At 40.3% G+C, this 16,151-nt stretch carries 17 protein-coding genes; 16 read left to right on the top strand and 1 reads right to left on the bottom strand.

Annotation, left to right across the window (positions count from 1 at the left end):
- Window positions 1-189 precede the first annotated feature (189 nt).
- Complete coding sequence (gene pyrG / locus AC4G3L_RS12600) at window positions 190-1,788, top strand: CTP synthase (RefSeq protein ID WP_491077333.1); 1,599 nt, start codon at window positions 190-192, stop codon at window positions 1,786-1,788.
- 363 nt (window positions 1,789-2,151) lie between these two features.
- On the opposite strand, the gene AC4G3L_RS12605 is transcribed toward pyrG, so the two are convergent.
- A complete protein-coding gene (locus AC4G3L_RS12605; protein WP_491077334.1) occupies window positions 2,152-2,697 on the bottom strand; it encodes a DUF2529 family protein in 546 nt (181 codons plus the stop codon).
- A gap of 215 nt (window positions 2,698-2,912) precedes the next feature.
- Between AC4G3L_RS12605 and AC4G3L_RS12610 the strand changes: the two genes are divergently transcribed.
- The 15 genes from AC4G3L_RS12610 to AC4G3L_RS12680 all read left to right on the top strand — a co-directional run bounded on the left by AC4G3L_RS12610 (window position 2,913) and on the right by AC4G3L_RS12680 (window position 16,124).
- Window positions 2,913-3,290 carry a response regulator gene (locus AC4G3L_RS12610; RefSeq protein ID WP_491077335.1) on the top strand — a complete coding sequence of 126 codons (378 nt, stop codon included), beginning with the start codon at window positions 2,913-2,915 and terminating at the stop codon, window positions 3,288-3,290.
- 170 nt (window positions 3,291-3,460) lie between these two features.
- Window positions 3,461-4,318 (top strand): class II fructose-bisphosphate aldolase, encoded by an 858-nt coding sequence (locus AC4G3L_RS12615; protein ID WP_491077336.1) that lies wholly within the window; start codon window positions 3,461-3,463, stop codon window positions 4,316-4,318.
- A 166-nt stretch (window positions 4,319-4,484) separates the two neighbouring features.
- Window positions 4,485-5,135 carry a fructose-6-phosphate aldolase gene (gene fsa, locus AC4G3L_RS12620; RefSeq protein WP_491077337.1) on the top strand — a complete coding sequence of 217 codons (651 nt, stop codon included), beginning with the start codon at window positions 4,485-4,487 and terminating at the stop codon, window positions 5,133-5,135.
- 143 nt (window positions 5,136-5,278) lie between these two features.
- Window positions 5,279-6,565: a UDP-N-acetylglucosamine 1-carboxyvinyltransferase gene (murA, locus tag AC4G3L_RS12625; RefSeq protein WP_491077338.1), complete on the top strand. Its 1,287-nt coding sequence runs from the start codon at window positions 5,279-5,281 to the stop codon at window positions 6,563-6,565.
- Between the two features lie 477 nt (window positions 6,566-7,042).
- Window positions 7,043-8,326, top strand: coding sequence for a transcription termination factor Rho (gene rho / locus AC4G3L_RS12630; protein WP_491077339.1), 1,284 nt, complete (start codon window positions 7,043-7,045; stop codon window positions 8,324-8,326).
- A 124-nt stretch (window positions 8,327-8,450) separates the two neighbouring features.
- A complete protein-coding gene (gene rpmE / locus AC4G3L_RS12635) occupies window positions 8,451-8,669 on the top strand; it encodes a 50S ribosomal protein L31 (RefSeq protein WP_491077340.1) in 219 nt (72 codons plus the stop codon).
- Between the two features lie 283 nt (window positions 8,670-8,952).
- Complete coding sequence (locus tag AC4G3L_RS12640) at window positions 8,953-9,591, top strand: thymidine kinase (protein ID WP_491077341.1); 639 nt, start codon at window positions 8,953-8,955, stop codon at window positions 9,589-9,591.
- A gap of 203 nt (window positions 9,592-9,794) precedes the next feature.
- Window positions 9,795-10,865 (top strand): peptide chain release factor 1, encoded by a 1,071-nt coding sequence (gene prfA, locus AC4G3L_RS12645; RefSeq protein WP_491077342.1) that lies wholly within the window; start codon window positions 9,795-9,797, stop codon window positions 10,863-10,865.
- 5 nt (window positions 10,866-10,870) lie between these two features.
- A complete protein-coding gene (prmC, locus tag AC4G3L_RS12650; protein WP_491077723.1) occupies window positions 10,871-11,728 on the top strand; it encodes a peptide chain release factor N(5)-glutamine methyltransferase in 858 nt (285 codons plus the stop codon).
- Window positions 11,729-11,978: 250 nt separating this feature from the next.
- A complete protein-coding gene (spoIIR, locus tag AC4G3L_RS12655; protein ID WP_491077343.1) occupies window positions 11,979-12,875 on the top strand; it encodes a stage II sporulation protein R in 897 nt (298 codons plus the stop codon).
- An 82-nt stretch (window positions 12,876-12,957) separates the two neighbouring features.
- The gene (locus AC4G3L_RS12660) at window positions 12,958-13,137 is read left to right on the top strand and encodes a hypothetical protein (RefSeq protein WP_491077344.1); all 180 of its coding nucleotides are present in this window, start codon (window positions 12,958-12,960) and stop codon (window positions 13,135-13,137) included.
- Between the two features lie 190 nt (window positions 13,138-13,327).
- Complete coding sequence (locus AC4G3L_RS12665) at window positions 13,328-13,762, top strand: GNAT family N-acetyltransferase (protein WP_491077345.1); 435 nt, start codon at window positions 13,328-13,330, stop codon at window positions 13,760-13,762.
- A gap of 171 nt (window positions 13,763-13,933) precedes the next feature.
- Window positions 13,934-14,986 (top strand): L-threonylcarbamoyladenylate synthase, encoded by a 1,053-nt coding sequence (locus tag AC4G3L_RS12670; protein WP_491077346.1) that lies wholly within the window; start codon window positions 13,934-13,936, stop codon window positions 14,984-14,986.
- Between the two features lie 56 nt (window positions 14,987-15,042).
- Window positions 15,043-15,603 (top strand): manganese efflux pump MntP, encoded by a 561-nt coding sequence (locus AC4G3L_RS12675; RefSeq protein WP_491077347.1) that lies wholly within the window; start codon window positions 15,043-15,045, stop codon window positions 15,601-15,603.
- Window positions 15,604-15,680: 77 nt separating this feature from the next.
- Window positions 15,681-16,124: a low molecular weight protein arginine phosphatase gene (locus AC4G3L_RS12680; RefSeq protein WP_491077348.1), complete on the top strand. Its 444-nt coding sequence runs from the start codon at window positions 15,681-15,683 to the stop codon at window positions 16,122-16,124.
- The last annotated feature ends 27 nt before the right edge of the window (window positions 16,125-16,151 follow it).

Genomic DNA, 16,151 nt, shown 5'->3' on the forward strand with positions numbered 1-16,151 from the left:
GTAGAATATTCATTGGGCTCCTTTAAAATAAAGGACACACGATTAAGCGATTTAAGCTCCCTTGCTTGCAAGGGAGCTTTTTTTATTTTATTAGGGATAGGTCTGCTTAAAAAACAAAAAATAATTTGTATGAATAGATTTAGTGCTTGTTAAATAAATTCAATACAATCTTTAGGAGGTTTTTTATACATGACAAAATATATTTTTGTTACGGGTGGCGTTGTCTCATCGCTGGGTAAAGGGATCACAGCTGCTTCACTGGGACGTTTATTAAAAAACAGAGGATTGAAAGTGACAATCCAAAAATTCGATCCATATATTAACGTGGACCCAGGAACCATGAGTCCTTATCAGCATGGTGAAGTGTTCGTAACGGATGATGGTGCAGAAACCGATTTAGACTTAGGCCACTATGAACGTTTTATTGATATCAATCTATCTAAGCTTTCCAACGTAACAACAGGTAAAGTCTACTCCCATGTATTGAAAAAAGAACGCCGCGGAGACTATTTAGGCGGAACTGTCCAAGTTATTCCTCATATTACGAACGAAATCAAAGAGCGAATTATGAAAGCTGGACACGATACAAATGCAGATGTCGTTATTACCGAAATCGGCGGAACTGTAGGGGATATTGAATCATTGCCATTCCTTGAAGCGATTCGTCAAATTAAGAGTGATATTGGCAGCGATAATGTCCTATACATCCACTGTACACTGATTCCATACCTGAAAGCTGCCGGTGAAATGAAAACGAAGCCTACACAGCACAGTGTTAAAGAATTGCGCAGCTTAGGTATTCAGCCAAATATTATCGTCGTGCGTACAGAATTACCAATCTCTCAGGACATGAAAGACAAGCTTGCTCTGTTCTGTGACATTGATAAAAACTCTGTCATTGAGTGCCGTGATGCGGAAACATTATATTCCATTCCATTGGATCTTCAGGCACAAGGAATGGATGAAATTGTTTGTAACCATTTAAAATTACAAACAAATGATGCAGATATGACAGAATGGAAAGAGTTGCTACATAAAGTAACGAACCTGACCAAAGAAGTGAGAATCGGTCTTGTTGGAAAATATGTAGAGCTTCAAGATGCCTATATTTCTGTAGTAGAAGCATTAAAACATGCCGGTTATGCATTTGATGCAGATGTGAAAATTAAATGGATCAATGCAGAACATGTAAATAGAGAAAATGTAAATGAAATGCTGGATGATGTGGATGGTATTTTAGTGCCGGGAGGATTTGGAGACCGCGGTGTTGAAGGAAAAATCCTGGCAACGGAATATGCCCGTACAAACAAAAAGCCATTCTTTGGAATCTGCTTGGGTATGCAGCTTGCATCTGTTGAATTTGCACGTAACGTCCTTGGATTAAAAGACGCTCATTCTTCTGAACTTAATCCAGAAACGACAAACCCAATCATTGACTTACTTCCTGAACAAATTGATATCGAGGACCTTGGAGGGACTCTTCGACTTGGACTATATCCATGTAAAATTGTTCCTGGAACGAAAACATTTGAAGCTTACCAAGATGAAGTGGTATATGAGCGCCACCGCCATCGTTATGAGTTCAACAATCATTACCGTGATGATATGGAGAAACAAGGCTTTATCTTCTCTGGAACAAGCCCGGATGGACGTCTGGTAGAAATTATTGAATTAAAGGATCACCCATGGTTTATTGCTTCTCAATTCCATCCTGAATTCAAATCAAGACCACAACGTCCGCAGCCGTTGTTCCGTGAATTCATTCATGCGTCACTTGGCGAAAAATAAGGAATAAAGTAAAAGGTGTACAGAAAGTCACTTGAAAGTGACTTTCCGTACACCTTATTTTTTTTGTAGGATTGAGGGGGAAGATGAGCATCCGCAGATGAAGAAATCGAACGAAATCCACCAAATAAGAACAAAAATTACGTTTTCCAGAGCGACTGTGTAAAAAAACAAAAAGCCTCTTCAGTAGAAAACTGAAAAGGTCATTTATCACATTTTGCTTCAAATAGAAAAGAATGTTCACCCTAAAACACCCGTAAAGATAAATCCTTTTTAGAGAAAAACTTTCGTTCTACAAAATCAGACAAGATACTTGCTGGTATACGCTTACGTAATGTAAAGTTATTTTCTGGCCAAACAGGATAATTATTCTTCTTCATATTCCTTAATGATCTCATCGATTGACAGAGTGATTCCTTGATAAACAAAGAGAGCAGCAGCAAGGGTCGGAATCCCGCTTCTTGTCCCATCTTCATTGGGAATAAGGCCTCTGTTTGCCTTTATATCAATATGAATATCTGCCAGGTTAGCAAGATTTGGGCTATCCATATCGTCAGCAGTTGGTGCCTGGGATACAGCAACGAAAGGAATGCGCTGCCCATTCAAAGATTCAGCCAGGGCCACTGCCTCCGGTTCGTTTGCAGAGCGTGCAAAAATAATAGCGCGGTCCCGTTGTTCGACCTGAGCCATATACTGACCATTGTATAATCGTTTCATGCCTTTTAATGGTTCAGGGCCATCAATTGCCTGATTGATGATTCCATTCATTTCTTTAAAACCATGCAGATAAATTGTGCCATAACCGACTAAAGCCTGAGCTAATAATCTCGCTGCGTCTTCCATATTTTCTTGTTCATCTTGTTCGATTTTTTTATAAATGCCGCTTAATTGAGTTAAAAATATTTTCAACATTTAGGTCCACTCCTAATTTTAATAGTAATAGATGCTCCTAATCCTTAGTTGTACCGTAGTAAAATGATTAGTTCTTGTCAAAGTATAAATGCTTAAACAGAAATTGTCGAAAGACATTTTCAGATGAATAGAGGATTATTTACCTATTAGTAGAACTTATAGATTTATACGTATCTATGTTTATACAGGCTAACGGAAAGAAGGAGCTGTGTAAAATGAATGAAAAAATTTTAATTGTTGATGATCAATTTGGCATCCGGATATTACTGAATGAAGTTTTGCAGCAGGAAGGGTATCAAACATACCTGGCTGCAAATGGAGAGCAGGCATTGGCGCTCCAAAAAAATGAATCACCTGATTTAGTATTACTGGATATGAAAATTCCCGGTATGGACGGAATTGAGATTTTAAGAAGAATGAAAGAAGAAGATCAGAACATTCGTGTATTAATTATGACTGCGTATGGAGAATTAGATATGATTCAGGAAGCGATGAGCCTGGGAGCTTTAACGCATTTTGCAAAACCATTTGATATTGATGATATAAGGAAAGCGGTAAAGAATCATTTGCCGGTTACTAATATTGACAGTTAAATGTACATTTTGCACACTTGTTGATAGTTTTAGGACAAGTTGATATGCTAGAGATGACTTCCCTCTAAAAAAGCAATATGCTAAAAGGGGGAATACATATCGATCCATTAGGGAAAATGATAAGGGAAGCCGTTTGGCTCGTATCTTATTATTAACAAGGAGGAAGAAAAATGCCTTTAGTATCAATGACTGAAATGCTAAACAAAGCAAAAGAAGAAGGATATGCAGTTGGACAATTTAACATCAACAACTTAGAGTACACGCAAGCGATTCTTCAAGCTGCTGAGGAAGAAAAATCTCCGGTAATCTTAGGGGTTTCTGAAGGGGCAGCTCGTTACATGGGCGGTTTTAAAGTGTGTGTAGCTATGACAAAAGCCTTAATGGAAGAATACAAAACAACAGTTCCGGTTGCTATTCACTTAGACCACGGTTCTAGCTTTGAAAAATGTAAAGAAGCTGTTGATGCAGGATTCACTTCCGTTATGATTGATGCTTCTCATCATCCATATGAAGAGAATATTGAAATCACATCTAAAGTGGTTGATTATGCTCATGCAAATGGAGTTTCTGTTGAAGCAGAACTTGGAACAGTTGGCGGACAGGAAGATGACGTAATCGCTGATGGCGTTATCTATGCTGACGTTGAAGAGTGTAAAGACCTTGTGAAACGTACAAATATTGATTGCCTTGCTCCTGCGTTGGGTTCTGTTCATGGACCTTACAAAGGCGAGCCAAATCTAGGATTCAAGGAAATGGAAGAAATCGGAAAAGAAACGGGTATGCCTTTAGTACTTCATGGTGGATCCGGTATTCCTACACACGATATCCAAAAAGCTATTTCTCTTGGAACTGCTAAAATCAATGTAAATACTGAAAATCAAATTACTTCTACTAAAGCAGTACGCGAAGTATTGGCTGCAGATAAAGAAGTTTACGACCCACGTAAATACCTTGGACCAGCTCGTGAAGCCATTAAAGAAACAGTTATTGGTAAAATGCGTGAATTTGGTTCTACTAACAGAGCATAAAACTTATCTTTACGGGAGGAGCCCATTTATTATGGGATCCTCCTTTTTTACTATTTTACATTTTTTATAATAAAAACAATTTTTTATCATTTATATTATTTGCCGAAAATGAAAAACAGTGACACAATATAGAAAGATATGAGAATTTGTTTGGGAGGAATTTAAAATGAAATTTTTTATAGATACTGCTAATATTAACGAAATTAAGGAAGCGCATGCACTTGGTATTTTAGCAGGTGTAACAACAAATCCATCATTGGTAGCAAAAGAAAAAGATGTTTCTTTCCATGATCGCCTTCGTGAAATTACAGCGTTGGTACCTGGTTCTGTAAGTGCAGAGGTTATTGCGCTCGATGCGGAAGGTATGATTCGCGAGGGGAAAGAATTAGCTGAGATTGCTCCGAACATTACAGTAAAAGTACCAATGACTCCAGAAGGACTAAAAGCAGTTCATGCTTTGAAACAAGAAGGAATCAAAACAAATGTAACACTAATCTTTAATGCTAATCAGGCATTGCTTGCTGCAAGAGCCGGTGCTGCATATGTTTCACCTTTCATCGGTAGATTGGATGATATTGGGCAAAATGGTCTGGATTTAATTGCTGAGATTGCAGAAATCTTTGCGATTCATAATATCGATTCAGAAATTATAGCGGCAAGTATCCGCCATCCGCAGCACGTGACTCAGGCAGCACTTCGCGGCGCGCACATTGCCACTGTACCATATAATGTCATTCTTCAGCTTTGTAAACATCCTTTAACAGACAAAGGTATTGAAGCATTCCTTAAAGATTGGGAAACAAGAACAGGGCTATAAAATTTGGTAAAATGTGTATGAATAATCGAACCTTGTGAAATAATTTGATTGACTCGCTTTAAATCAGGGGATCTTTGTGGTAATATTTACCTTATTCTCGCCGGGCGTAGAAAACTGCATCAAGGGCGCAGAAGGGAGCTATTATGGAAAAACTTAAAATAGCGGGTGGGTATCCGCTAAAAGGGGAAGTTCGCATAAGTGGTGCAAAGAATAGTGCAGTTGCCTTAATTCCAGCAACTATTCTTGCTGACTCATCTGTAACAATTGAGGGGCTTCCTAATATCTCTGACGTAGAAATGCTCAAAGGATTACTTGAAGAAATTGGTGGTCAGGTAACACTTGATTCAAATGAAATGACTGTTGATCCATCAAATATGATTTCAATGCCTCTTCCAAACGGAAGAGTCAAGCAATTACGCGCTTCCTATTATTTAATGGGAGCAATGCTCGGTAAATTCAAGAAAGCGGTTATCGGCTTGCCTGGTGGATGTTATTTGGGTCCGAGGCCAATCGATCAGCATATCAAAGGATTTGAAGCTTTGGGAGCTCAAGTAACGAATGAGCAGGGAGCAATCTATTTGCGTGCTGACGAATTGCGCGGAGCCAGAATCTATCTGGACGTTGTCAGTGTAGGGGCAACCATTAATATTATGCTGGCAGCTGTTTTAGCTAAGGGCAAAACGATTATTGAAAACGCCGCAAAAGAGCCGGAGATTATCGATGTTGCAACTTTATTAACGAATATGGGGGCCAGTATCAAAGGTGCAGGGACAGATGTCATCCGCATCGAAGGTGTTGAAAAACTTCATGGCTGCAGGCATACCATCATACCAGACCGTATAGAGGCAGGGACCTATATGATTATTGCAGCAGCAATTGGTGATGGCATATTAATTGATAATGTTATTCCGCAGCATCTTGAACCCTTGATCGCTAAGCTGAGAGAAATGGGAGTGACCATTGAAGAGCGGGACGATCAAATTTATATACCGAAAGCTGAACAATTAAAAGCTGTAGATATTAAAACTCTGGTGTATCCTGGTTTCCCAACGGATTTGCAGCAGCCTATCACAACACTCCTGACCAAGGCTCGGGGATCTTCAGTTGTTACGGATACTATTTATGGAGCACGATTTAAACATATAGATGAATTAAGCAGGATGAATGCCGATATTAAGGTAGAAGGCCGTTCTGCGATTATCAATGGACCCGTTCAGCTGAATGGAGCAAAAGTGAAGGCTAGTGATTTACGAGCAGGCGCTGCTTTAATTGCTGCCGGTCTAATAGCAGAAGGAATAACCGAGATAACCGGACTCGAACATATCGATCGGGGATACAGTCATATAGTGGACAAGCTTTCAGGACTGGGAGCTACCATATGGAGAGAAAAATTATCACCGATAGAGATAGAGCAGCTTAAGAACTCTTAATGTAAAAAATCAAGAGGAACTGAGCAGGGATCTTCATTTCATAAGCACTTTTGAACAGATTCGTTCAGTTGTTATGAGAGCGAAATCTGGTAAGGTCCTCTTTAAAAGAGACCAAATTTGGTTATAAAATCACAACCTGGATAAATATAGCATTTCCTCCAGATTAAAATCTGGAGGATTTTATTATAAAAGTTATAAAATTGTGCTATATTTAGAATGTTATGATGGTTTAGAAAAAATGTATGTAATGTTTAAAGTTGAACTCTTAATCAAAAGCGAGTAAAATGGATTTGTTTTTGAGAAAAAAATAGAATAGAATATAGAAATGCTGATCTAGCGATTAAAGGTTTACTTAAAAATAAACCGCAACTCATCCTTTTACCTTCCTAAATATTTTCTTCTTGATAACCCTATCTATGTAGTACTAACAAATCACTAAAAATCAATTAAATTAATAACTTAAAGAGTGGTGTCATAATGGAATTAACAATTTCCGATTTAGAGAATTTAAAGCTGAAAGAACTGTACGAGCAAGCTAAAAAATATAAAGTATCTTATTATAGCAAGCTAACAAAGAAAGAACTTATTTTTGCCATTTTAAAGGCACAAGCAGAACGAGATGGGTATCTGTTCATGGAAGGTGTATTAGAAATCATTCCGTCTGAAGGATTTGGGTTCCTCAGACCGATTAATTACTCACCAAGTTCAGAGGATATATATATTTCGGCATCTCAAATTCGCCGATTTGACTTAAGAAACGGTGATAAAGTATCCGGTAAAGTGCGTCCTCCAAAAGAGAATGAACGATATTATGGATTATTGCATGTAGAAGCGGTAAATGGAGATAATCCTGAATCAGCTAAAGATAGAGTGCATTTTCCTGCATTGACGGCGTTGTACCCGGATCGCCAGGTTGTACTCGAAACAACTCCTCAAAATGTCTCTACGCGTGTAATGGATATCGTAGCACCGGTTGGGTTTGGACAACGTGGCTTGATTGTTGCTCCTCCAAAAGCTGGTAAAACGATGCTTCTTAAAGAGATTGCCAATGCCATTACTACGAATCATCCGGAGGCTGAATTAATCGTCCTGTTAATTGACGAACGTCCTGAGGAAGTAACAGATATCGAACGGTCTGTACAGGGAGATGTGGTCAGCTCGACATTTGATGAGGTTCCTGAAAACCATATCAAAGTAGCAGAGCTTGTTTTAGAACGTGCGATGCGCCTTGTTGAACATAAACGGGATGTTATTATTTTAATGGATAGTATCACCAGATTGGCACGTGCGTATAACCTTGTAATTCCGCCAAGCGGAAGAACGTTGTCAGGCGGGATTGATCCAGCGGCATTTCACCGTCCAAAGCGTTTCTTTGGGGCTGCCCGTAATATCGAAGAGGGCGGCAGCTTAACGATTCTGGCAACAGCTCTTATCGATACAGGCTCACGTATGGATGACGTTATTTATGAGGAATTTAAAGGGACAGGTAATATGGAGCTTCATTTGGATCGTTCTCTTGCAGAGCGCAGAATATTCCCGGCTATTGATATTCGCCGTTCCGGAACAAGAAAAGAAGAACTCATCGTTCCAAAAGATCATTTGGAAAAATTATGGGCTATACGTAAGACAATGTCAGATATGCCAGATTTTGCAGAGCGTTTATTGCGTAAAATGAAACAAACTAAAACAAATCAGGAGTTCTTCCAATACCTTGATGACGAGATGAAAAAGTCAACAGGCGGATCGAAAAGACTCTTGTAATAGTTGGCAGTAGTAGTTGATTTAAAATAGAACGTCTGATATAATATCTTAAGTGTGCTTCAATTCGAAAAAGCATGCTTGATAACTCTGTTTCGAAAGACTCAGGGCGGAAGGAGTGGAAAAGATGAAAACAGGAATTCACCCTAATTACAAAACAGCAACTGTTAAATGTGCTTGTGGTAATGAATTTGAAACTGGCTCCGTTAAAGAAGAGGTGCGCGTAGAGGTTTGCAATGAATGCCACCCATTCTATACTGGACGTCAAAAGTTTGCTTCTGCTGATGGACGTGTTGAGCGTTTCAACAAGAAGTACGGCTTCAAATCCCAACAACAAGAACAATAATTCGGATTTTCAGAAACAGGCAGCGGGTAAGCCGCTTGCCTGTTTTTTATTAGCGTGACTTTAAGAACAGACGCAGGCAGGAATGTAAAAATAGGCCAGCCTGTATTGCATTTTTTAGAGGTCAGCTATATATTTTATATCAGCAATAATCCTTACTATATATTTAATAAAATATTTCTTACGCTATTTATGATGTATAATTAGCTATTGGTACAAGACATGCAGGAATCTTATTAGTAAACCCAAATGAGTGGAGTAAAGACAGGAAGGGAGACCCCAACACATGTACGAAATGAAACAATCCGGCTGGATGGAATTAATTTGTGGCAGCATGTTTTCCGGAAAATCTGAAGAACTGATTCGCAGGGTAAGGAGAGCTGTCTTTGCTAAGCAATCTATTGCTGTCTTCAAACCGGCTATTGATAATCGCTACAGTGAGGAAGCGGTGGTTTCCCACAATGGATCTTCTGTTGTTGCCAAAACCATTCCACATTCATCTAAAATCTTTGATCATATAGATTTGGATACAGATTTAATTGCCATTGATGAAGTGCAGTTCTTTGATGAAGAAATTGTACAAGTTGCCCAGCATTTGGCGGATAGTGGATATCGCGTAATTTTGGCTGGTTTGGATCAGGATTTTAGAGGAGAACCATTCGGGCCGATGCCAGAGTTAATGTGTTTGGCAGAACAAGTAACAAAACTACAGGCAGTTTGTTCCGTATGCGGATCCCCGTCAAGCAGGACACAGCGTCTGATTGACAAGAAGCCTGCAGGCTATGATGAACCTGTTATCTTAGTGGGAGCATCAGAATCCTATGAACCAAGATGCCGTCATCATCATGAAGTACCGGGTAAACAAGAAACGGTGCATACACCAATTGACGGTGGTATGAACAACCTTAAAACCAACAAATTTTAAAGAAAATGAACACCTCCGGAAGATCAGTTGAATTTGGAGGTGTTTTTGTATGTCAGGGATATGGATATTCCAAAGAGGAATGATAAATTTGGATCTCTGTCACCCTCTTTTTTTCGTTTCCTCTATATTGTGGTACAATAAACAAATCAAACGCTGGGTGATGACACCTGTGTTTTTAAAAACCTGTTAATGAGGTGAAGAAGTTGATCGATCGTTTACAAGCAGTAGAAGACCGATATGAAAGATTAAATGAGCTTTTAAGTGACCCGGAAATTGTAAATGACACAAAGAAGCTTCGTGAATATTCCAAGGAACAATCAGATATTCAGGAGACTGTCTTTGCTTATAGAGAATATAAAGATGTGCGTTCCCAATTTCAGGATGCTAAAGCGATGCTTGAAGATAAGCTGGATGCTGACATGCGTGAAATGGTGAAGGAAGAAGTGGATGAGCTTTCCGGACAGATGAAAGAGCTGGAAGAGAAGCTTAGAGTATTACTGATTCCTAAAGACCCTAATGATGACAAAAACGTAATTATGGAAATCCGCGGAGCAGCTGGCGGGGATGAAGCAGCCTTATTTGCCGGAAGCCTCTATAGAATGTACAGCCGTTTTGCTGAAGCGCAAGGATGGAAGATTGATGTAATGGATTCAAATCCAACGGGGCTCGGCGGTTATAAAGAAATTATCTTTATGATTAATGGCAATGGCGCATACTCCAAAATGAAATTTGAAAACGGCGCCCATCGCGTACAGCGTGTACCTGAAACAGAATCAGGCGGTCGTATTCATACATCAACGGCTACTGTTGCCTGCTTGCCAGAGGCAGAAGAAGTAGAAGTTGACATTCATGATAAAGATATCCGGGTAGATACGTTTGCATCAAGCGGACCAGGCGGACAAAGTGTTAACACAACCATGTCTGCTGTACGTCTTACTCATGTTCCAACAGGAATAGTTGTATCCTGCCAGGATGAAAAATCACAGATTAAAAACAAAGAGAAAGCCATGAAAGTACTACGCGCGCGCATTTATGATAAATTCCAGCAGGAAGCACAGGCTGAGTATGATAGTGCCCGTAAATCTGCCGTAGGTACAGGGGACCGCTCCGAACGTATTCGTACGTATAATTTCCCGCAAAACCGTGTAACGGATCACCGCATTGGATTAACCATCCAAAAGCTTGATCAAATCATGGAAGGCAAACTTGATGAAGTCATTAATGCATTAATTATGGAAGATCAGGCAAGCCGTCTTCAAAATGCGGAGGATTAAGAATGATGAAAGTATATGAAGCTCTTCGATGGGCTTCTTCTTTTTTAAGGGAAAATGACCGCGATGAAAATGCCGGAGAATGGCTATTGATGAATCAGCTCAATCTATCCCGTGCCCAAATGCTTGCGAATATGCATGAGGAGTTAACGGAAGAGGAAGAAGCTCTCTTTATTAAGGATGTCAAAAAGCATGGAATCGAGGCAGTACCTGTGCAGCACATCATTGGCAGCGAGGAGTTCTATGGCAGGACATTTCTGGTGAATGGGGATGTACTGATTCCTCGTCCCGAAACTGAAGAACTGATATTCAATACCTTAGCCAAACTTAAAAAATTGTTCAGTCCTGAAACAAAGCTGGAGATGGCTGATATCGGGACAGGCAGCGGTATTATTGCTATAACGATGGCGTTGGAATGTCCCAATGTGAATGTGACAGCTGTGGATCTTTCAGAAAAAGCATTGAAACAAGCAGCTAAAAATGCTGAACGACTTCATGCAGAGGTGACGTTCTTGCAGGGAGATTTGCTCAAGCCATTGATTGAGTCTGGTAAAAAAGTAGATATCCTTCTTTCCAATCCTCCTTATATTCCTGAATCTGATCATGCGATTCTTTCAGATGTGGTTAGAAATCATGAACCGCATCTTGCCTTATTTGCTGGTGAAGATGGACTGGATTGTTACCGGCAAATGGTATCAGCCCTGCCAAGTGTACTTACAGATACTGCGTTGGTTGGTTTTGAAGTCGGTGCCGGTCAGGGTGAGCAAGTAGCAGAACTTTTGCGGAGGAGATATCCTGAAGCACATGTGGAAGTTATTTTCGATATTAATGGGAAAGATCGAATGGTCTTTGCTGAGATAAAATAAAAACAAGGACACATGCCTCGATTGAGCTGTGTCCTTTTTATAAGCGCTGAAATCCGTTTTAGTATGCCCCACAGAGTTAAATTCTCAGAACCCATATTTTCAAGCCCACATGCCGTATTCAATACGCTTATATCCATAGCCAACCAACTCCCTGTATTTAAAATTTTACAGTAGTAATAAAATTCAGATAATTATAGTTTAAGATAGAAAAAAACTGTCCACACTGTTGGTAAGTGAAGGGACGGTGCTTATGATGATGGCTAAAAAATACTTGCCTTTAATATATATTTTATTCTTATGTGCAGCGACCATGACTGGGTTACTGACCCCAAAAAATAATACATCTGCAACAGAGGTTCAGGTTATACCAAATGAAGCGATCCGCTTGCGGATTTTGGCTAATAGCAATAAGGAATCTGATCAGAAATTGAAGCGGTCGATTCGAGATGAGGTCAATAAGGAGATTAACAAGTGGGTAGCTGAATTAACATCGATTGAAGAAGCTAGAAAAGTTATAAGCGCTCATTTAACTGATATTGAGGCCATAGCAAAAGAAGTAATGGTGAAAGAAAATAATGTACAAAGTATACAGGTTGATTTTGGGGAAACTGTTTTTCCTACGAAACTATATGGTCAATATTTATATCCGGCCGGAAAGTATGAAGCTATTAAGATTACTTTAGGTAAAGGAGAGGGGGACAATTGGTGGTGCGTCCTTTTTCCTCCGCTATGCTTCCTTGATTTTAACAGTGGAACAGCCGTAGCAAGTGAGTCTGACGCAACAATTCCTGAAGAGTCGCCTGAAGTGCCAGTTGTAAATGATAAACAAACCAACGGCAGTAAAAACGAGGATACAGTAGAACAAACACATTCATATGTTCAAGAGGTAGAGCCAACACAAACCAATGGGCAAGAGACCCAACGAACAGAAACAAATGTACTAGAGGTAGAGACGACACAAACAAATGTGCAGGAGACACAACAATCGAATGAACAGACAGAAGAGCGGGAATCGCAAAATAAAGGTGTGGAACAGCCTGAAAATAAAGCTGACAAGGAAGCCAATCCACCTGTTTATGAAAGTCAGGATGAAGAGCCAGTCAAGGTGAAATTCTTTTTAGTAGAAATGGTGAAAGATTTATTTTGAGAAACCGTATCACTGCAGAGGGAAACATGAGTCCATTTTAAAAAAGACAAATTTAATGAACGGCGGTGGGAGAAGGAATAGAGTGGAGAAAAGGTCCAGGATAGAGCAGGAAGCAGGCAAAAACCAGCCAAAGTGGACCCAGGATAGAGCAGGAAGTAGGCAAAAACCAGCAGAGTTGCCCGGAATAGAGCGGAAAACAAGAAAAATCCAGCCGAAGTTGTCCGGAATCCAACCAAACTCACGGGGAATCCAGCCGAAGTGACCCAGAATCCAGCCAAACTCGGCGAATCCAGTCGAAGTCACCCGGAATCCGGCCAAACTCAGGGGAAATCCAGCCAAAGTGTTCCATAATCCAGCCAACTAAGAGTTCAATAACTATTTAAGTTCTATTCTCCCTAGCAAATCATAATCATAGAGTAGAGTAACATTTGGTAGTGAAGGGAGAATAGAACGTGTATTATATATCTATATCAAAAAGCGTCGATATTGAGGCAATGGAGCAGTTTATTAAAACACAGGGGCTTGAGCTGAATCATACGGATATTTGTTCCGGAAAGTTTATCCTTTTAAAAGAAGAAGATTCATTAAAAGGAATGATTGGCCTGGAGCCTTGTGGAGAATATGGGGTGCTCAGATCGTTTTTGTTTGTACCGGAGGCTCAAGCACAGGTACCGGCTCTCTTTGCGACTGTATTAGCTTTGGCAAAAGAAAAAGGGTTGAAAAAAATATTTCTGATCTCGAATAAACTTCAGGCATTAGGTTTTTTTGAGGCTCTTCAATTTGAGCGGGTGAATGACCGGGAGATTCCTGATTTGGTGAAGAATTCTGAGGTTGTGGACAAAGTGTGGACAATGAAGGAAGCGTATTTTATGGAAAGAGCCCTATAAGGATGAAATTATCCACGGTTTTGCCAGCTTTATTCACATACTGTGGATAAAGCTTGTTTTATTAATTAAATTCTTTTATACTTGCAAAGTAAATTTGTGAAAAATGTCGAAGAATCCTTAATTTATAAGTAATATATAGAGAATGATGTAGATTGGTGGCAGGTGATAACAGTGAAAACGAAATTGTGGACAGTGGATAAAAATGTGGATAAAAACAATAGTTATCCACAAATTGTGGATGCAGCCCAAAAATTGAAGATGGGAGAACTGATTGCATTTCCGACTGAAACGGTTTATGGACTTGGAGCGAATGCCTTGATTGGAGCGTCAGTAGCAGCTATTTATCAAGCGAAGGGAAGACCGAGCGATAACCCATTAATTGTTCATATTGGAGACAAAGAACAATTGCATGGCCTTGTGAAAGAGATACCTGCAGTTGCGGAGAAACTAATGGATCGATTTTGGCCGGGTCCTTTGACGTTAATTTTCCAAAAGAAAGAGGGAGTCTTCTCGGATGTAGTGACAGCAGGGCTTTCTTCGGTAGCCATTCGAATGCCTGATCATCCGGTTGCGCTTGAGTTACTAAAGGAAGCGGGATGTCCAACTGCGGCACCGAGTGCAAATCTATCTGGGAAACCGAGTCCAACAACGGCAGAACATGTCCGTGAGGATTTGGACGGAAAAATTGCCGGAATTGTTGACGGAGGGCCAACTGGGGTCGGTCTCGAATCGACTGTGCTTGATGTGACGGGGGAAATACCGCAAATTCTCAGACCTGGCGGGATTACGCGTGAACAGCTCGAAGAAGTAATCGGTGAAGTATCTGTTGACCCTGGTCTGCTGAAGGATAGTGACGCCCCAAAAGCGCCGGGAATGAAATACAAACATTATGCGCCTAAAGCACCGCTGACTCTCGTGGACGGCACCCCTCAATTCATTCAAACATTGATTGATCAAGAGCGTGCCACCGGTAAAAAAGTGGGCGTATATACGGTTGATGAGCATGCCCATCTCTATAAGGCGGATGTCATTGTTACCGGAGGAACTCGCGAGGAATTGGATTCTGTAGCCGAAAAAATGTATGGGGTGCTGCGCCAATTTGATAAAGAACAGCCGGATCTTATTTTTGGAGAAGTATTTCCGGAAAAAGGCATCGGGCAAGCCATTATGAATAGATTGAAGAAGGCAGCCGGAGGGAGAATCATCCAGCAAGACAAGTTCTAATTGATCCGGGACAGGCATATGTTTACTAAAGAGCTGGTCCCGGGAGGTAACTATTAATGGAACAAAAGATGGTTGAATTATTTGGCCTGCTTTTTATGGCTTTGGCACTCGGAATGGATGCCTTCTCAATTGGATTGGGAATGGGTTCGTATAAGCTGAGGCTTAGGCAAGTACTCATCATTGGGTCGACGGTTGGTATTTTTCATATGTGGATGCCGCTTTTAGGAATTTTTTCAGGGAAGTTATTGTCCGCTCAATTTGGATTATTTGCATCTTATGCCGGTGCGGGTTTATTGCTGTTTCTTGGCTTACAAATGCTCCTCTCCGGAATTCAAGGGAAAAGTGAAACCATTGTAGCCCCGGTTGGAACAGGATTAATTCTATTTGCAACAAGTGTCAGTCTGGATAGTTTCTCTGTTGGACTGAGTTTGGGGATGCTTGGCTCCCGAGCGTTGATGACCATTCTCTGCTTTGGGTTTGCTGCCTTTTTTTTGACAGTGGCAGGCTTGCTGTTAGGGAGGAGAGTACATACATTTCTAGGTAAATACAGCTTGGTTTTTGGAGGAAGTATCATGTTTGCGGTTGGTTTAAAGATCATCCTGCACCTGCATGGATAAAGATGTGTATCAGATCGATCTGGTACATTTTTTTATTGTCCGTAAATATTCTATAATGGGGACAGGAGGGAATGAAGTTGAAGAAAATTTTATTTGTGTGTACGGGAAATACATGCCGTAGTCCCATGGCAGAAGCCATTTTGCGAAATTATAAACAAGCTGATTTGGAAGTGAAATCAGCAGGGGTTTATGCGTCCAGAGGGCAAGCAGCTTCTGAGTACGCCGCGAAGGTTCTTGATCGGCACCAAGTGGTCCATGAACATGCATCATCTCCTTTAAAAGGCGAAGACATCGAGTGGGCAACCTATATATTTACAATGACGGAAAGCCACAAACAGTTAATTGCTATGAATTACCCTCAAGCTATTGAAAAGACCTTTACCTTAAAGGAATTTGTAAAAGAGGATCCGGCAGACAGGGATATTTCGGATCCATTTGGGGGAAATGAACAAATATATGAACAAACTTTCCATGAATTATCCCACTGGATTAAAAAGCTTGTGGAAAAATTGAGAGACTAGAATTAGGATAGAGAAAAGGCAGTTTAA

It is taken from the genome of Bacillus sp. z33, from assembly GCF_058313615.1.